The organism is Candidatus Zixiibacteriota bacterium (genome assembly GCA_019038695.1).
Taxonomy (GTDB): domain Bacteria; phylum Zixibacteria; class MSB-5A5; order GN15; family FEB-12; genus B120-G9.
Window position 1 is genome coordinate 12554 of the sequence record JAHOYZ010000006.1, and the last position, 19543, is coordinate 32096.

Annotated in this window: 15 protein-coding genes; 3 read left to right on the forward strand and 12 right to left on the reverse strand. The window is 49.8% G+C overall.

The window, feature by feature from the left end; genetic code table 11:
- Nucleotides 1-32 precede the first annotated feature (32 nt).
- From eutM to KOO62_01745, 7 genes are all read right to left on the reverse strand, one after another.
- Entirely contained in the window at nt 33-314 is a 282-nt protein-coding gene (gene eutM, locus KOO62_01715; GenBank protein ID MBU8932700.1) for an ethanolamine utilization microcompartment protein EutM, read from the reverse strand.
- A gap of 70 nt (nt 315-384) precedes the next feature.
- A complete protein-coding gene (locus KOO62_01720) occupies nt 385-1215 on the reverse strand; it encodes a QueT transporter family protein (GenBank protein MBU8932701.1) in 831 nt (276 codons plus the stop codon).
- A gap of 118 nt (nt 1216-1333) precedes the next feature.
- Nucleotides 1334-2404 (reverse strand): RIP metalloprotease RseP, encoded by a 1071-nt coding sequence (gene rseP, locus KOO62_01725; GenBank protein ID MBU8932702.1) that lies wholly within the window; start codon nt 2402-2404, stop codon nt 1334-1336.
- Nucleotides 2398-3564 (reverse strand): 1-deoxy-D-xylulose-5-phosphate reductoisomerase, encoded by a 1167-nt coding sequence (locus KOO62_01730; GenBank protein MBU8932703.1) that lies wholly within the window; start codon nt 3562-3564, stop codon nt 2398-2400. The genes rseP and KOO62_01730 overlap by 7 nt, the downstream gene beginning before the upstream one ends.
- Nucleotides 3565-3675: 111 nt before the next feature.
- Entirely contained in the window at nt 3676-4380 is a 705-nt protein-coding gene (locus KOO62_01735) for a peptidylprolyl isomerase (GenBank protein ID MBU8932704.1), read from the reverse strand.
- Between the two features lie 90 nt (nt 4381-4470).
- Entirely contained in the window at nt 4471-5817 is a 1347-nt protein-coding gene (locus KOO62_01740) for a hypothetical protein (GenBank protein ID MBU8932705.1), read from the reverse strand.
- A gap of 61 nt (nt 5818-5878) precedes the next feature.
- Nucleotides 5879-6547 (reverse strand): hypothetical protein, encoded by a 669-nt coding sequence (locus KOO62_01745; protein MBU8932706.1) that lies wholly within the window; start codon nt 6545-6547, stop codon nt 5879-5881.
- Nucleotides 6548-6782: 235 nt separating this feature from the next.
- Here KOO62_01745 and KOO62_01750 point away from each other — a divergent pair, with 235 nt between their 5' ends.
- The 3 genes from KOO62_01750 to KOO62_01760 are packed head-to-tail and all read left to right on the forward strand — an operon-like array spanning nt 6783 to nt 9700.
- Nucleotides 6783-7691, forward strand: coding sequence for a 3-hydroxybutyryl-CoA dehydrogenase (locus KOO62_01750; protein MBU8932707.1), 909 nt, complete (start codon nt 6783-6785; stop codon nt 7689-7691).
- Nucleotides 7692-7694: 3 nt separating this feature from the next.
- Nucleotides 7695-8900 carry an acetate kinase gene (locus KOO62_01755; GenBank protein ID MBU8932708.1) on the forward strand — a complete coding sequence of 402 codons (1206 nt, stop codon included), beginning with the start codon at nt 7695-7697 and terminating at the stop codon, nt 8898-8900.
- 29 nt (nt 8901-8929) lie between these two features.
- Nucleotides 8930-9700, forward strand: coding sequence for a class I SAM-dependent methyltransferase (locus tag KOO62_01760; GenBank protein MBU8932709.1), 771 nt, complete (start codon nt 8930-8932; stop codon nt 9698-9700).
- A 32-nt stretch (nt 9701-9732) separates the two neighbouring features.
- Here the strand turns inward: KOO62_01760 and KOO62_01765 are convergent, their stop codons facing one another.
- The 5 genes from KOO62_01765 to KOO62_01785 form a co-directional block, all read right to left on the reverse strand.
- Nucleotides 9733-10965: a hypothetical protein gene (locus KOO62_01765; protein MBU8932710.1), complete on the reverse strand. Its 1233-nt coding sequence runs from the start codon at nt 10963-10965 to the stop codon at nt 9733-9735.
- 138 nt (nt 10966-11103) lie between these two features.
- Nucleotides 11104-14859: a T9SS type A sorting domain-containing protein gene (locus tag KOO62_01770; protein MBU8932711.1), complete on the reverse strand. Its 3756-nt coding sequence runs from the start codon at nt 14857-14859 to the stop codon at nt 11104-11106.
- 287 nt (nt 14860-15146) lie between these two features.
- A complete protein-coding gene (locus KOO62_01775) occupies nt 15147-15620 on the reverse strand; it encodes a dockerin type I repeat-containing protein (GenBank protein ID MBU8932712.1) in 474 nt (157 codons plus the stop codon).
- A complete protein-coding gene (locus tag KOO62_01780) occupies nt 15620-17998 on the reverse strand; it encodes a hypothetical protein (GenBank protein ID MBU8932713.1) in 2379 nt (792 codons plus the stop codon). The genes KOO62_01775 and KOO62_01780 overlap by 1 nt, the downstream gene beginning before the upstream one ends.
- 470 nt (nt 17999-18468) lie before the next feature.
- A complete protein-coding gene (locus tag KOO62_01785) occupies nt 18469-19311 on the reverse strand; it encodes a CPBP family intramembrane metalloprotease (protein MBU8932714.1) in 843 nt (280 codons plus the stop codon).
- Nucleotides 19312-19543: the final 232 nt, after the last annotated feature.

Here is a 19543-nt window from a genome sequence, read left to right on the forward strand (position 1 = left end):
GTTAAGGCTCCCTTCGCGTCATTTACGACAGATTATTCGTTTGGTATCCCGGTCGGGAAAATGTCATGTACATTCGAATGCGGACGCGGGATCACATGGACCGATACCAACTCGCCCACCTTCTGCGCAGCAGCAGCACCGGCGTCGGTGGCTGCCTTGCAGGCTGCCACATCACCGCGAACCATAACTGTTACCATGCCGCCGCCGATTTTTTCATATGCCACCAGAGTCACCTTGGCCGCTTTGACCATCGCATCCGCTGCTTCAATCAATGCCACCAGACCTTTGGTTTCAATTAATCCCAGAGCTTCCATCGTTGCTCCCAGGCTATGTGCCAGTTTGAGTTACAATTTTCGTGCATTTTACGAGCAACCACTGAATTTGTCAACCAAAAATGTTGCGTCTCTTGAGGATCAACAATATGGGCAGACCCAGTGCGTAACAGGCGATCAATTGTCCCACCCCGATCATCTGAACGCAGAACCAATAATCAACCCCGATTATGCCGGCCAGATAAGCAGACACACCGAACGCATTGAGCACTACCGGCGGCAATGGGGCCAGCAGAACACTTGCGTTTTCGCCCTTGAGCCAGAGCCAGGTGAGAGTGACAGAGCTGAACACCGCTGCCACTAATAGCAAACTACCACAGATGAAGAAAAAGAACTCATCGGTGTTCTTCATAATTGGTATTGATATAACTGCAACAATCAAACTCACTGTGGACCAGGTCCAAAAACGTTCCTTTATGACAGCGTTTAACTTCGGTTTCCTCAGCGAAACCAGCACTACGGGCAACAAGCCCACAACAGACAGGGCAACCCCGGCTATGATACGGCTTGAGGAATCAAAGGATGTCAGAAGATAAACCGCGCCGACCCACATCAGAGCAATAGCAATCGGTACCGCCCCGGCCACAAGAGCGTTCTTCCCCAGTCGTCGCGAATACCAGGTTAGGATACCTGCAGCCAAAGTTATCAGCGGACCGATCACAATGTCGAGCCAGCCCATCCCACCCAGAATGTTCGCCAGAAGACAGCCGATAAAAAGTCCCGGTACAGCCGCACCGGCCAGGAACGGCAGGACGGTGAGTGCCTCAGCTATTCGGACTTGATAGACACCAAAGGAAATAGGCTGAAAGACCAGACTGAGGACCGCATAGATAGCGGCAACTAATCCGGCCAGGGCTGTCTGACGAATAGTAAAGTGACGCACGGAGATAAGAAAAACAGGCGCTATGAGCCGGTCAATATAAAGATTGGTTCGAAATGCTCACTCACTGACAGCATGATCCCGGCAGACGAGGGCGTCTGCCGCGCACGAGACTACGTGTTTAGAATCCCTGGATAACGCGAATGATGTCGTTATAGGTAACCATCACGATCAAACTCAGTACGAGAACAATTCCTACTTGCTGGGCTATAATGCGTACCTTCATCGACAATGGCGATCCATTGAATTTTTCTATGGCAAGAAAGATGAGTTGACCGCCATCGAGCACCGGAATAGGCAGCACATTTATTATCGCCAGATTAACCGACAACAGGGCCATGAACAGAAACAGGTTGGAAGCCCCTTTTTTAGCTTCACGACCCGACTGCTGGGCGATAAACAGCGGTCCACCTATGGCTTTAGGCGAAACCTGCCCCGAGACCAGTTTGGACAGAAACTGAACGGTCTGACCGACCAGCACATGCGCCGTTACGGTCCCCTTTGTTATCGACTCCCACAGACCATACTCTTCATAGCCGATGATTTTCTGATTAAACCCGATGAGACCAATCGTATCCATGCTTCCCTCGGCGTTGGGTACCGGAACCGCCATAGTAACAATAGAGGACGTGATCGTATCCTGACCGTGGACCCAGGTCAAATCAAGCGGTTTCTCTACAATAGCATTAATACGACGTGCCAGTGAATCAAATCTAATGACGGGTTCACCGTTGATAGCAATGATAACATCATCAGCCTTAAGACCAGCCTTCTCTGCCGGGCTATCCTCAACAACTTCACCCACCAATACCCTGGTTTGATCGGCAAGGGGACGACCACCAAAGTAGAAAATTCCGATCAACAGCAAAATGGCCAGAACATAGTTCATGAACGGTCCGGCGAAAATAACCGCCGCTCGTTGTCCAACCGACTTGGACATGAACTCGTCCGGCGCTCCGGTGGCTTCCTCGGTGGGTTGTTCGCCGGCCATCTTGACATAACCGCCGAGCGGAATGATGCCAATACAATACGTTGTGCCGCGCCAAAGTTTCGAGAAGATATTCGGCGGGAAACCAAGCGAAAAACGCTCCACCTTGATCCCGACCCTCTTGGCCACCAGAAAATGGCCAAGTTCGTGAATGAACACCAGGATACCAAGAACAAATACAAACGACACTATGTTCGTCAACATGTCGAACTCTCCACAATTTGATGGGCTAACTCCCGGGCCCAACGGTCGGCTTCAAGAATGTCCTCTAACTCAGGACGTGATACCAGGTCGATTGTTTCAACCGCCCTGTCTATGATATCGGTAATCTCAGTAAATTTGATAGAATTGCTCAGGAATGACTCCACCGCCACTTCATTGGCAGCGTTAAAGACAGCAGGGGCTGTCCCTCCCTTTTTCGCAACCTCGAAGGCCAGGCGCAAGGCTCCGAATTTCTGCAAGTCCGGCGGTTCAAAAGTTAACCCTGAGAGTTGCTCAATCTCCAGTCGTCCAAACTCCGACGGCATCCGGTCGGGCCAAAACATCGCATAGGTGATAGGTAAGCGCATATCCGGGCTTGATAGCTGAGCTATGATCGATGAATCTATATACTCGACCATCGAGTGCACAATCGACTCAGGATGAATTACCACCGAGACTTTCTCTACCGGCATGTCAAATAACGCCACCGCCTCAATCACTTCCAGCCCCTTGTTGGCCAGCGTGGCAGAGTCTATCGAGATTTTCGGTCCCATCTTCCAGGTAGGATGATCCAGCGCCCGGGCAGGTGTGATCGCGTCAAACTTGTCCGCCGCCAAATGTCGGAATGGACCGCCCGAAGCGGTAATTATCAGACGTCGAACCTCATCTTTCTTTCCTGCGGTCAATGATTGCCATAAGGCCGAGTGTTCAGAATCAATCGGGAGAATCTTCCCTCCGCTCTTCTTGATAATCTCCGGGAAAAGTGGTCCACCTGCTACCAGTGATTCTTTATTCGCCAAAGCCAGTGGCTTACCCTTTTTGAGTGCCTCAAGGGAAGCGAGTAATCCGGCTGCCCCTACCACCGCATTGACCACCAGGTCAATTTCGTCCAGACCGGCCAACTTGACAAGCTCCTCTTTCCCCGCCAGAAGTTCAACTTTCAGATCACCGAGCCGTGAACGGAGTTCATTGATTTTCGACGAATCCACCAAACAGGCATATCTCGGTCGAAACCGACGGCACTGATCGGCCAGTAGTTCGGTGTTGCTGTATGCTGCCAGCACTACAACGTCGAACTTACCAGGGTGGGCAGTGACCACATCCAGAGTAGACCGACCGATAGAGCCAGTCGAACCGAGTATACTTATCTTCCGCGCATTCATATTCTACATCTCATAACAGACACAATCTATATCTGTTCCAAACAAGGAATCAACAAGCAAAAGGGCGGGATTTGCAAAATCCCGCCCGGAATCAACATATTGAGAGGTCGGTTACTTCTCGAGAGGTTTTCCCTCTGCATCAGAGAGAAAGACCTTTTCCATGGTTACCTCATTCACCGGTGAGGATACTTCACGACCTCCTACGGCGGCTTTTACCTCTACTTCGCCAATCTTGTGGAGGACATCGTAGCCCTTCAGCAATTGTCCAAAGACAGTGTACTTATTGGGCTCTTTGTCGAGCATCGGAGCCGGCTTGAGACAGATAAAGAACTGGCAGGAAGCCGAATGCGGACTGCGCGATCGTGCCATGGAAAGAGATCCTTCCATGTGTAGATTGTCAGAGAACTCAGAGTTCAGGAAATAACCGGCGTTACCGGTACCGTTCTTCTTGGGACAACCGCCCTGGATCATGAAGTCAGTAACGACACGATGGAATATCAGGCTGTCGTAAAATCCATCATTAGTCCGGGCCACAAAAGAATCGGCGTGGTTCGGAGCCACATCATGCCACAACTCCAACGTCATATCACCATAGTTGGTACTAATCGTTACAATCTGGTTGTCCTTACTGCGCACTGGATGACGAAATGCGGCCAGGCTGTCTCCGGCTGGTTCCTCTGGTGCCATTACAATTTCCTCTAATACTACCTTGTTGGTGCTTTCCTTGTCTCCTGCTTCCACATCACTACTGCTGCAGCTCACCGCACCCAGAATCAGTAGGCAGGTCAAGAACGTTACTAAGGTCAGAAGTCTCATGTCTAATTCCTTCTTTTGGTACTAAGTTTGGCGCGAATATAGGCGGGGACGTATCGGCTGTCAAGATACATCATGACCTTCGACAATCCGCTATTTCACTATCAGTGGTTCGATGAAGTGAATTTCCTCGACTAACGTATCAGTCATACCGATTTCCCAATGGCCATAGAAAGTCGTAAATATGGAATCATACCCTATGACAATAGCCGGGCGAGGTTCCTCGTAGTAAAGACGACTGGGATCACCCCAAACAGCTCGCAAGTCCGCTAATGATGACCCTACTCCTATGGGCGGGGTGGTATTGGTCTGCCCTTGATACGACGTGTTTACAATGACTCCATAGACACTCGAAGTATCATATAACTGCCGGTCTTGATCGCGATCGTACAGCATCACTACCACACCCAGAGTACTCTCGTAGTTCACATACATAATACTGTGACCCTCATACGTATCGACCGATGCAGGCTGGCCATTGAAGGCGACTACCTGTTCGTAGGTGTCGTCAAAAAGAATATACTGTGTCTGCCCGTACGCTCCGGGAACGAGAGCGTCTGTCCGAATATCTGCATAAACGGACGGAATTCCGGTGATATTTAGACGGATCAGCGCCCGGTTATAATTGCCGGTGAATCCATAAGTGAACTCGGTCACACCTGTACTATCCGTTAATATGCTCCTTGGATCAAGGGATCCGTCCCCAGCCACCAGGGATAGCTGGATCTGCTGGTTTATCAAGTAGTGGCCGCTATCGTCTACAACCGCAAATTGCATTGGCAAGTGAGTTGTGCTGTCCTCCATTATCCCCTTGAAATACAATCCGTTAAGGGGCTCAATTGCACTGCGAGAGGATAGCGTAAGCCAGATCATTGCCGTGTCATTACCATAGACGCTGTAGGCGATCACCCGGTACCAGGCTCCCTGCACAGGAGAGATTATGACATTCCCCAAATCGGGATCGTCGACACGCCCTACTCCCTGGTCTATCACAAGTGAATCCGCCCTGATTGTCTTCCATGAGAGCGTACTTGTCTGATCCGCAACAACCCGGAGAGGAAAGAAAGCCACATCAATAATTTCAGCCGCGGCCGAAAACATGGTCACGGATACGGAAGCCGAATCTACCCCATAAGTATTATATGCCACCAATGAGTATGTCGTCGGGTACTCTAGATTGACCGCAATCGAACCACTATCGTTTTCACCTGGCAAGAGTATCGTATCAAGTGGCAACAACCACAACGAATCGGTTCGGAGTGTTCTCCATGACAGGGTCGTTTGGCTGCCAGGGTCAATGTCCTGTGGTTGAGCAATAAATGACGATATTTCCGGAATCTTTTTGTCAGGACCGTTGGGAGGATTATCACCACATGCCAGCCCCAACACGACAAGACATACTGCTAATACCGTAGCTATCAAAGAGATAATACGTCTCACTTAAACTTGCCTATTACTTGAATTCGCGTTGTTTCCGGTGCTGACACTCTATTCGTCCAACCTACCGGAAATAATACCGCAGGGCTGCACCCAAATTCAGGTACTGCGGTCGATCCTTGGAGCCCCACAGATTGTAGTTGTTCATCGAGGAGATCGTCACAAACGAACGCGATTGGGGAGCCTGGTATATCTTCAGGTCCGCACCGAAATTGAGGCTGACCGCTACCTTGAGCTGCGAATCATCATCATACCCCTCTTCAGCATACGACGTAAACCCGGCCTGAACTCCGGCCCCCACATACGGAGATGCGATCTTCCGGCTGAGATCAAACAACATGTAGTTAGCATTGAATTCAATATCATACTGCCGGTAGGTGAATCTGGCAACTTGCTCTCGGATCCAATCTTGCGCGTTATGCTCGGTAAATCGAAATCCAATCATAATCAGCATGTGCCGGTTGTACAACGTACCGTAATCAAACCCGACATACCAGGTGGGATCAAACACAGATTCGGCATCAACATTATCCAAAATCTCTCCCTGGCTGTTTTGAATCCCTACGTCAATAAGTCCAACCCAGTCATACTCGCCGTGGGGTTCGGCATATCCGCCATAGAAATTTAGCATATTGTACTTACGAGGTGACTTGGCAATTCCGCCTTCAGTCTGAGGCGCAACAGTAAGCAATAGTATTAACACCAACATTCCGGCCAGAATAAATCGGGACATATCAACTCCTCTATTATTATTTCTGAACTACTACCAGCAGGTCCATTCTTTGTACCCTCAGAGTCATTATCGGCACCAGATTTCTCAATATCTGTCGATTCTATATATAAATAGCTATTGCCGATCACAAAAGTACAATTATATTTGCCGGTGATTTGTCCACCGAGCAATACGATAAGGCGGACAAGACTGGTACGAATTGTACAGACACGGCTTGCAGAAAGGAACACTGGCTATGCCGTCGACAAAAATAATGATTATCGGTGCCGGACGAATGGGTCAAGGCTTGGCCGAAGCAATTGCGACTGAGGGTACCGATGTCACTCTCATGGACCTGACCACTCGCCTCGCCGAACGAGGTATCAAGGGTATCTCAGAAAGCATGAACCGCGAGATCGAAAAATGGGGTCTGACCGAATCGGATAAGAAAGCCATCCTGGCGCGCATCTTTCCGTCGTCGGATTTGTCGCTGGCCGATGAAGCAGAGATCGTTATTGAGGCTATACCCGAGAAGCTCAATTTGAAACGCGATCTGTTTCAGAAACTCGACACCATCTGCCCGGACGACTGCCTGATAATCACTAACACAGGCACTATCTCAGTTTCGGAGATCGCTGAGGCCACTCAACGCCCGGAAAAAATAATCGGGATGCACTTTCTCAACCCGGTTACAAAAGTTCCACTGGTAGAGATCGTCCGAGGACTCAAGACCGATGAAGAGACTTTTCAGAAGGCAGTCGAGTTCGCATCAATTCTTGGCAAGGGGTATATCTCAGTAAACGAGTATCCCGGTTATGTCACCACCCGGATCATTGTACCAATGTTAAACGAGGCGATGCATGTCCTTATGGAAGGAGTTGCCACGGCTGAAGACATTGATCGTGCCATGAAACTGGGCTTTGGTTTCAATGTCGGACCTCTTACGATGGCCGACCAGACCGGTCTGGATGTGGTCATGTCGTGGATGCAGAACCTGATTGATGAACTCTCTGACCACAAGTACAACCCCTGTCCGCTACTGCGCAAAATGGTCAGGGCAGGACATCTCGGTGTTAAGACCGGCAGTGGCTTCTTCAAATATGACAAAGACGGCAATAAGATTCGCCATAACCACGAGGTAATTTCGGCGCAGGTCAAGGCATAGATCATGAATATTCTAGTAATCAATTGCGGCTCGTCATCGGTGAAATATCAATTCATCGACACTGAGACAGAAGTTGCCCTGGCCAAGGGTACCGTAGCACGGATAGGCATGTCTGCCTCACTGTTGACCCACAAACCTCACGACCGCGAACAGACCGTGATCTCGGCCCAGATTCTTGACCATATCCAGGCGGTCGAACACGTGATCAACATCCTGCTATCGGAAAAGCACGGAGTGATCAAGGACCGCTCGGAGATCCACGCCATCGGTCATCGGGTGGTTCATGGCGGTGAAAAGTTCAGTGATTCAGTGCTGATCACTCCCGAATTGATGAGAGAATTGCGCGACCTGATCGAACTCGCTCCCCTGCACAACCCGCACAATATTCGTGGTATCAATGCCTGCCGGAAGACTCTGGAGGGTGTCCCGCAAGTAGCCGTGTTCGACACTTCTATGCACAGCAAGATGCCCGACTACGCCTATATATACGGCCTCCCATACGTCATGTACAAGCGTTACGGTATTCGCCGTTATGGCTTCCACGGTATGTCGCATCGCTATGTTTCCCTCCAGGCAGTCGACATGATAGGCCGCCCCATAGAAGAAATAAAGATGATCACCTGCCATCTGGGCAATGGAGCCTCAATCGCGGCTCTCGATGGTGGCGTTTCGATCGACACTTCAATGGGGTTCACTCCACTGGAAGGACTCTTGATGGGCACCCGTACCGGGGATATGGATCCGGCGATTATCCTGCACATCATGGCGCGGGAAGAACTGACTCTGCACGAAGCCAACACCTTGCTCAATAAGCATTCAGGATTGCTCGGGATTTCCGGCGTCTCAGCAGACATGCAGGAAATAACCTCAGCCGCCATAAGCGGGCACAGCAACGCTCAACTGGCTTTTGAGGCCTACTGCTATCGTATCCGAAAGTACATCGGTGCCTACACCGCGGCTCTGGGAGGTCTGGACGCGGTGGTCTTCACAGGGGGGATCGGCGAAAACTCCATGCGTGTGCGTCGTGCTGTCTGCACCGGATTCGACTACCTTGGCATGACAATTGACGCCAACAAGAACAATGCCGTCGATGGTAATGAGCATGATATTTCTTCCGATGATTCCCGGGTCAAGACACTGGTAATACCCACCAATGAAGAATTGGTTATCGCTCGCGACACGAAACGGATTATTGAGCAGTCAGCATAGGAACGACTGTTTTCTTGAGAGGTTAAACCTTGAACGACGACCTGTACTCGAAGCCACGATACTACCATCTTGCCTTTCAAGAGGCTTACAAATACGAGAAAAGGACAATCAAAGACTGCTTTTCCCGTCACGTATCATTTCCAGTCAAGCGAGTGATGGAGGTTGCCTGCGGTACGGGACGGATGTTGGTGGCTCTACCGCCATTAGGCTATCACGTCACTGGCTACGACCTGAGCACTGAAATGGTTGAGTACTCTATCGAGAGAACAAGGAAAGCAGAACTCGAAGAGTCTGTGATTGTCGTCCAGGGTGACATGGCCAGTATTACATTCGATGACAAATTCGATGCCGCTATCAACCTGATAAACAGCATTGGCTATCTGCATTCCGACGAGGACATACTGAGTCACCTGAGGAACACTGCCGATGCTCTCAATAGCGGAGGTGTGTATCTGGTTTGTCTTGGTTGTGGCGACGATGAACCAGGTTCCGGCAGCTGGCCTATTAAAGGCAATAATGTGAAAGGTACTGCAACCTGGGGCGTTACCAAATCGGATACGGAGAAGAAGCTGAGCTATCAGTACTTCCAGATGGAGGTTGTTGACAATAGCACTGAGGTGTCCTTCCGTGACGAACATATTCTGCGTTTGTGGTCCTACGACGATTTCAAACGGCTGGTTAAAGAATCCGGCAGATTTGTTCTTGAGGCGATCTATGACGAAGGCGGAAAACCCGTCCCACCGGAAACTAATATCACCAGTGAAACGGGCAATCTCTTCTACGTTCTAAAAGTACGGTAGCACCCCCCTACGCCCTACCGCGTCCGAATATCTCAGTTATCAAACTCGACGTGTGAGAAATCTTCCCAATCGATCTCAACTTCGTCGTCGTCAGTATCGATAAAAACACCTCGATTGTCACCATCCACATCGTTTGAGCCACGAAGGCGGAACGTCCGGCCATCCTTCATCGTTACTATCGACGAACGGTAGGATCGCTTCTCTATCTTGGCAATCAGGCCGAACTCGACGTCAAACTCAACGTCGCGATATTCGCCATCAAGAATCTCCCAGGTATACTCCTCGTCGTCATCCCAGCGAATATCGCCGGTGAAACTTTCACCGTCCTCGGTATGCACAGTACCACGAATCCTGTGACCGCCATCAAATTCATCGTAGCCAACCTGACGTGGAGCCTCGGAGAAATCAATGCGGTCGAATTCATCCCACTCCACCACGACCTGTCCGAAACCCGGGTCAGAGATTGTAATTCCGCGGTTGTCATCGTCCACATCGTTGGACCCCCGCAAAACCATTTCATCTCCGTTGGTCAAGGTAATCGTCGCCCCACTGGAAGAATAACGCTCAATCGAACTGATCTTGCCAAACTTTATTTTGCGGTCGCGTCGACGATCTTCACCGTCCAGAATATCTGTCGTGAAAAGCTCATCCACATCCCAGCAAACATAGCCGGTGTACTCATCGCCGCGACGGGTGGTCAGCTTACCATACAAGCGTTTGCCAAAATTCGATTCAAGGTTCGATCCTGCCGTACTAAAGTCAATCTTCTCAATATCGTCCCAGACCAGTTCGATCTCTCCCTCATGGTCGTCCTCGATTATGATCTCTCTGATGCTGGAGCCGATGTCGGTTGAGCCGTTATTGAGTTCAACTTCGTCCCCTGATTTCAGTATCAGCAATACGGCGTCATCGTCCACAACTTCCATAGTCCTGATGTGACCAAAGCGGATCCCCGACTGGGCGCTCGATGACCAATTCCACGAGTTGGACCCCTCGCCTATCTTGATTCCGAAAATCTCAATCGATGTCTCTCGATCACGACGGCTGCGTTTGGACCTTCTTGACTTGGATTTGGGCTGGTCCTTGTTGCCGTTGAGCACATCCACCCAGTTGGCCTCGTTCTTATCCCAGCGAATCAAACCCTCAAAAACATCCCCATCCGTAGTTGTAATCTTGCCGTAGATGCGACCGTTGCTTTCCGCGGCAATCACGCTGCCGACCAGCAACAGGGCAACAATCGTCAGAAGAAGAGTCATCCTAGACATGGTTATTTTCCTCCATAAGCCGTTATCGTTCTTCTCATCTATCATGGTGTACGATAACCTGGCCGGAAGGGTTCACCGGGGAGGCATTTTTTGTCGACTATTCATCGCAGTAAAATGCGATTTGAACCGGGTATCTCTCTATCGTACCAAGGCCATCTTGCCTACGGCTGTGAAATTCTCGCCTACAAGGCGGTAGAAATAGATGCCTGAAGGAGCCTCATGACCACCATCAATCTGAGCATCCCATGAAACTGAATGGCAGCCGGCCGAGTGGACATCATTGACCAGAACATCAACCAGGCGACCCAGGATGTTGTAGACCTCAAGCCGTACCAGTCCCCTTCGTGGCAGTTCGTAGTCGATGACAGTACCAGCATTAAACGGATTGGGGTAGTTCTGACCAAGGCTGACTTCCTGCGGGAGTTGATCAGGCACTGTCCCGTAGACAGGCGTTGAGCTACTGATCTCAATCTCGCCGTTGATCGTTATCGGCGTTAGCTCGGAGCCTAAGAAAGTCATTATGTAGGGGTATACACTACCGTTATCATACTTATCCAAACCAGTTGTAATGCCGTCGCCGACAGCTGTGAAGTGTACTTCGCCGAGAATATAATTACCCGATGCTAAATACTCCTCGGAATCGGTGCTACTGAAGCTAAGAGAGAATAGCTGCTCTCCCTCGTTGATACTGTATGTCTGGTCCATGAAGGCAGGCAAGCTGGAGCCAAACACGAAGGAATCAACAACCATCTCTGTCTGGGTATAGTGATATGGCAGAAACAGCTCAGATATCTGTGATATAACCGACAGTGTCATCAGAGCTACACCTTGCTCATCGGGCACCACATTGGTCGGCTCGATTCGTACGGTATCCACGAAATCCGGTTCAATCAACTTCTCAATCTGGATCGTGCCATTGATAGTTGTCGGTGTCAGTTCGGTACCGTAGACCGATATCGTGTATGGATACAAAAGGCTGTTGTTGACCGTGTTCAAACTGGTAGTCAGACCATTATCTACGGCCGTGAAGTACACCTCTCCAACCACATACTGGCCAGGTCCCACAAAGAATCCGGGGATCATGCTGGCGATTTCAATTGAGAGCATCGCCGTTTCAGTATCAATTTGATGTGAGTTGTCCATGAACACCGGTAGGCTCGAACTAAAAACAAAGGAATCCACAACAATGGCATTCGGGTTATAGCTATAGGGAACAAATAACTCGTACAAGTCAGATGTCACCGACAGGGACATCTGGGCTGAACCGTGTTCAAATGGCAACAGGTTTGCAGGTGCAATACGAACCGTATCCGCATAATCAGGTTCTATCAGCTCTTCGATCTGGATATCACCGCTGATTGTCACGGGTGTTCGCATTGTACCCGACACGGTTTCTATCCTTGGATACAGGCTATCATTGTTGAGAGTGTCCAGAGAGGTTGTTACACCATCCGTCACGGCCGTAAAATAGACATTGCCGAGTAAGTAGTCACCCAATCCCAAGGACATATCGGGGATCATACTGGTAAGGCGTATCGAGAATGCTGCCTGGGCAACATCATCCTGGTATATTTTATCCATATGCAACGGTAGGCCAGAGCCGAAAACAAAAGAATCAACTACGATCGCCGTCGGGTCGTAATGATAGGGTACGAACAATTCAGCAACATTCGATGTCGCCACTATAGTAATCGCGGTCGTTCCCTCAGCATAAGGAGCTACGTTGGTCGGCGATGTACCGACCGTATCTACGAAGTCTTCAATATACTCAAGCTCAAGGTCAAGACGAGTCGACCCATTAAACGCAGAACCATCAACGAAGTCGACATATGTATCCCATGTCCCCGGCACCAGTCCGGAGGGATCAATTGACAGCACGACAACATCGTCATTCGCGCCCTGATAGTGGTCCAGTACCAACCAATCATGTTGTGGGAATGCTTCCCAGTCAGCAACACCACCACCGTGGTTCTCAAGAACCACAAAAGTATCAAGCACACCAGGCTCGTGGCTGGACAGACTCATTGTCTGTGGCTCAACATGGATAAGCGGAATATCATTGCGAACGCTCAATAATACGTAGAGAGTGGCCGGCGAATTGTCCGCTCCATAGGACTCAATTGTAACAGCAGCCGCGTAGTTCCCGGCCGACATACCAATTGAATTGACCTGGACCTCCAGCGTAGATGGTGCTGTTCCCGATGATTCTGTCAATTCCACCCATGAAACACTCTCAGACGCATTCCAGTCAAGAATCCCCACACCAACATTAGTGATTTCAACCGAGCAGGTTACGGTCGTATCCATACCCTCCAGCGTGGTCACAGATACGCTCGCCGCCGACAGTTCAAGAACCGCCGATTCAACTTCCAGACGCACGGCAACCAGGGCGCTCGAGTCGTGGTTGATCGTATCAATAAACATTATGGTTCCGATATAGGTTCCGGATATCAGTGTGTCGGAAGCCATCGTCACTCCCACAGAGTCCGGAGTTTCACCCGCCGGCGGTGTGATGCTAATCCAGTTGTTATAAGAAAATGCCTTGAAGCCCAGCCGATTATAGCCGGCATGTTCAACCGATACGTACTGAACCGGTGGCACACCGCCGCCATGCTCCATCTCAAAATCAAGTGAAGTTGGCGACACTACCAGTTCGGGATCGTTGTATCGCGCAATGGATGCGAAAATGTCATAATTGCCGTTGCGACGATCAACCCAGGTGACATATCGATGCGTTCCGTCAAGAGCAATATCCGGTTTCATCTTGGTACTATCACCCGAAGTATCCGCGACAAAGTCGACCTCCCGTACGAGTCCATCGACGTCAATCATCTGCCCCATTATTCGCCATGTCGGCGATGTCGAATCGGACCAGACAATCCCCACATTACCCATTCGGTCGGCACCGATGGCGGGATATTTCTGAGCCCGAGTCGTGGTATCCGTATTAAGCCGCATGTTTCCGGTTGCAGATGTCATGTTGGTGTCAAACTTGGCCCCGTAGATGTCCGGATTGCTGGGATACGCACCGTTGCGATAGTCCAGCCAGACAACGGTGAAGTTTCCCTCGCCGTCGGTAGCTACATCGGGAAATGTCTGTCGCTTGGTGCCGCTATCGGAGTTGACTCTTACATTCACACCCAGCGCGTTGCCACCAGCGTCGAAGCGCTGCACAAAGATATCATCATTGCCCAATCGATCATCATACCACGTTACTACAAACCATCCTGCCGCCGCAGTCGAGACGCGCGGCGAATGCTGCTGTGCTGTGCCGCCATCATCATTGACCACAAAACTACTGCCAAGCAACGATCCATCCGATCCAATAAGCTGACCAAAGATATCCCAGTTACCACTTTGCCGATCGGCCCAGACCACTACTCCGGCACCCCAGGCCGAGAGCGAAATGTCGGGATTCTCCCGACTCCATGCCTGATAACCCGGCGTGACATTGGTATTACCACCTACCGGTGTGACACTGGTATCAAGCGGCACATAGAAAATGTCCGGATTACTGGGGTATCCATCCGTCCGGAAATCCTGCCACACTGCCCCATACTGGCTCGACAAATCGACTGCCAGGGACGGCTGCGCCTGCCACTCAGGAGGAAGATCATCATTGATCTTGATATTGTCATTGATCGGAAAGCCCGCCGTGTCGAACCGTTGAAGGTACACATCGTTGGCACCCTCTCGTTTGTCGGTCCAAACAATAGCAAAGCTGCCATCGGGTGCAACCGCAATGCGAGGATCATTTTGTTCCACAGCACCGCCATCGGTATTGACTATGAAGTCGGTTCGGTCGGCTTGAGATGTTTCACACAGAAACAATGAAAACGCCGCCAGTGAGATCGCGGCTACCGTTCTTACTCTTAACTTGACGCTATCAGTCACCTGATTTCTCCTATTTGTGCGTCGCTCGACACATCCTGTTGCTCACTGATTATGTCGGCAGGAGTGTGCAAAAACTAAACAGGGGGACGGAGCCCCTTTCATGAGCGCTGAAAGTGGTTCAGGATGAGACGGTTGTTGTAGGGCAGTACCCCCTTGGTGGTTCTGCCAACCCTAGTTACCGGAACCACTAAGAAGGGTTCCAGCCCACGCGACCCAAACAAAGAAAACGGCCACCCCTCTTGAAAGGGATGGCCGTTGCCAATTTATCAAAGCGTTTGTAGGTGTTCCTAAGGACATGCCGCCGGTTCTGGACCACCTGTGAACAGGTACGAAACGAGATAGGTCAGGTCAGCTATATTGATCTCGCCATCGCCGTTTATGTCAGCTTCTTCCATGCACAGAGGATCCGGCCCTCCAGTGAACAGATAGGACACAAGGTAAGTCAGATCAGCGATGTTGATTTCATCGGGCATTACGTAGTCGACATTGCCGCGCGTTGGCGGAACGCAACAGGTCGTACTCCCACTGCCGAAATCCTGCCAGAAGCCGTGACTGACGCCATAACTGGTAGAAATGCCTCCCCCTACCGCAGTCTGTCCTACCGTGCCGTTGAGCACATAGCTTGTCGAAGTGCCTTTGGCACCGCCAGACGAGATTACCTGCCAGTTTATTTCTTCACCAGTCATCGTGTCGGACAGCGCCACGCCGAATAGTAAGAGAAGCCCGAGGAGGATAGTGTGTTTATTGGCTATACGTTTCATTATCTATCCTCTCTATCTTCGTAACTTTCAAGGATTTCTTTGTTCTGCTCATAATGGATTTGCATGCTCTCATCCAAATCGAACGCAGTTGGGTGCAGATACAATCCTATTTCTTTATCCGGCTTGCTGATTTCGTTCAGCATCCGGTTGGATTTGGCAAAGGCATCTTTACGAATACCGGTAACCTGCCAGGAGACCTCGATAAACGACTTATCGGTCTTAATAACAAATTTGTTGCCGTTGATTTTCTCGGCGACAATTGCCTGTGCAAAGGTACCGATAACAGTTAATTGGTAACGATAGTTATCGTTCAAGGCCTCAAAATAATCGGGAAGAGTTACCGTTGCTTCACCACTCCCATCAGTTGTAACGTTACCATTATAGATATTCATCATCTCCGGTGATACAACATCACTGTGAATCAGATACTGGTTTTTCGGATCAAGCGGGTGATCGATTTTAAAACCACTGCTGGCGGCCGATGAAAATCCGGTCACTTCCACATCGCCGTCAAAATACCCGGCGTAACTTCCCGGACTCTTTACATGCCCCGGAGTAAAATAACCTCCATAATTATTAGCGGAAGCATAGGATGCGGACCCGAAAATACCATAGGCAGTAACTCCTCCGTATGCATTTGTTTTTATGCCATATGAATTGCCTGCCGTATTGCTGACGCCACCGGCAAAGAATCTCCCCGCATATCTATCGCCGGAACTTGCGTTGGCGTTGTCTACACTGGAAAATATACCATATATTGTCCCGGAGGTCGCAACGTTTTTCGAATATAAATCGAAGACATATCTGGTGCTGATTGTGTTGTATTCCCTTTCCAAGGATAACAAGTATGACGCTGACGGGAAGCCGTTATCACCCATTCTAATACCGTAGCTGGTGACTCTCATTGAGCTGTCGCCGAAAACGGCTGTACCGTCGAATGTTTTAGTACCGGTGATCGTTTGCGTGGAAGAAAGATTGACCGCCGTGCCGCTTATTTTGGCGATTCCAATATTGGCGGAGCTATTGATATCTTCATCTAGTATGGAGTTGTTAGCAATTTCAGCGGAGTAAACGGCGCTTATTGCTATTTCACTGGAACCGACAGCATCGGCGTCAATATCAGCTTGAGTGATACTGTTGTTAGCAATTTCGCTCGTACCAACGGCACCGGCGGCAATTTCTGCGCCACCAACACCATCGGTCGCAATGTCATTGGCAGTGATTGAATTGTCAATAATCTCCCCGCTACCGACGGCGTTGATGGCAATTTCACTTGGGCCAACCGCATTGGCAGCAATGTCTTTAGCAGCGATTGAATTATCTATAATCTCCACGCTACCAACGGCGTTGGTGGCGATTTCGGCAACGCCGACACCATCAGTTGCAATATCAGCTTGAGTGATACTGTTGTCATCAATTTCACTTGAGCCAACCGCATCGGCAGCAATATGAGTCGCGGTAATATCGTCAGTGCCAACATACAAGGATACATCACCGGATGTTCCGCCGCCCGACAGGCCCGAACCGGCAGTAACGGCGGTAATATCGCCACCAGAGTTGTCATCAACACCATCGGCAAACCCGGGCGGAACGTTGGTCAGATTGTTCCAATCAGTATCAACATCATCGGTGCCGTCGGCAAACCCGGGCGGTACGTTGGTCAGATTGTTCCAATCGGTATCAACATCATCAGTGCCATCGGCAAACCCGGGCGGTACGTTGGTCAAATTGTTCCAATCAGTATCAACATCATCGGTGCCGTCGGCAAACCCAGCTGGAACGTTGGTCAAATCGTTCCAATCGGAGTTAACATCATCGGTTCCGTCGGCAAACCCGGGCGGTACGTTGGTCAAATTGTTCCAATCGGTGTCAACATCGTCACCGTCAGCAATATCAGCCGGAATCCCGGTTAGATTACTCCATTCCAAATAATATGATGCTGCCTGGCTGTTGAGATTTCCAGAATTATCCGCATAATCGGCCGAGTCGGATCGTAAAGCCTTATAGGCATAAGGAACGGTTATCAAATGAACGCGCGGACTGATTTCCGGGTCAGCGCCAACAGTGATGCCAAGGTAGCGGATGGTATCAGTTTTGAAAAGATCATCCGGCAGGTGTGCCGCTGAACCAAGCTGATGAGTAAACAGTCCTCCTGCTACCGGAACAGCTTGAATACCGCTCCACCAAAGCGAATCATCGCTTGAATCACTCCCATAGATTTTGAATTTAATAAAATAAGTGTCGTCCGCTACTGGTGTTCCGGTGTCATTAGTCAGGTAACCCTGATAGTTGATCATCTGCGGCACATCGGCCACGGTGAGTGATGCTTTGACCAGAAAGCCGAGCATCAGGATGATTGTTATTAGGAATCTGTTCATGTTGTTCCTCCGTTAATTTTATCCTGGATATCGTATTATTGTTATCATAACCGCTCTGCTTGCCAGTCTTTGATCCTGCGACCAACAAAAACCATACCAAATATGAATGTTCTAATCTGAGGAATGCGGTAGGCTCGGATTATCGCCTATGCATGCATACTCGACTTTCGCTTCTACGCCATTTCGAAAGTCACCTCGTCGCGTTCCAATGCTATATAATAAGCAGAAATTGGCATTTTGGCAAGGCACGAGTTGTCATTTGGGGGATATCCGAGAGCAATGCCTCTGTCCACGTAGAAGGTGGACTATGGTGCTTACAAATGCGTTGCCGGCAGACAAGAGAGGTGGACTTGCCCGATTGATCGTAGATCGCCACCGCGCAATTTACTCAGTATATCCTTCATTTGTTTTCGCTCACATTGTTATTGTGATTCGCTTGTTGAGTCGTTCTTGTCCTTCCAGTTCCACCATTACTTTGTGTCGAGAATCGCGACACGACCTCTCCACGGTAGCCTGATGACCAGAATGGCCATCAGCAAGTAAGTCACTACAGATACAACTGAGGCTTCCATCCCAAAACTACCTCCAGTGACAAATTCGTTTCCTGTAAGCTCAACTTCGAACAAACCGGCTTCCGCCTCCTTACCACTCATAGTGATTCCCATTATCCCTTTCAAACAGAAGTTCCACGCCACATGAAACCCGACTGGTAACCACAGAGACTGGCTCCTGATATACAGAGCAACAAAAAGGAAACTGACTGCGACACCCGCCACGATTATCCATAAGGCGTCCCCGATTGTGATGCTGCCCAGCTTACCGATAACGTGCGCCGCTCCAAAATAGACTCCACCGATGATTGCCGCAACAATCCAGCCATATCGTATTGCGATTTCTCGAACCGCCATACCCCGGAAAACAACTTCTTCTGCGATTCCAGTAAACATCGCCATACACGCGTAGCCTATGAAGACCGCTATCGCTTCTTTGGATTGCAGCGGGTTGGGCGACCAGCCAAGCTCCGCACAACCCAATAGCTTAAGAACCAGGATAACGGCAAACGGTAGAAGCAACCCCAGGCTCAAACCATAGAGGAGATACTTGAAGTCGAATCGCAGACGCATCCACTCAAAGCTTCTTCGCCACAAGAATTTAGTGACTAGGAATACAAGTGGAATTCCTATGACGACAGCAGCCAGAGCAATGACCAGATCGGTCTGATAGCTCGTGAACTCCCCACTCATGATTGCCCCAAAACTTACGCCACTCGTCCTGGCTACGACGATAGCCCCCACATACTGGTACATATTCATCAGTATATATAGCCCGAAACTCCACAAAACGACAAGGAGGGCATTCCTGGGTACGATATTACTTGTATTCACTATGTTCCTCATACTTCCTATATCATTCTCAGCAACATAATCTTGGGGATTCAAACACGATTAGACAACAACAAAAGGCCCGCCACGTGTGGCGGGCCAATATGGAAAATCTATGCCGTTTGTCTATAAGTCAATTCATCCACGCCCACACAGTCGGCGT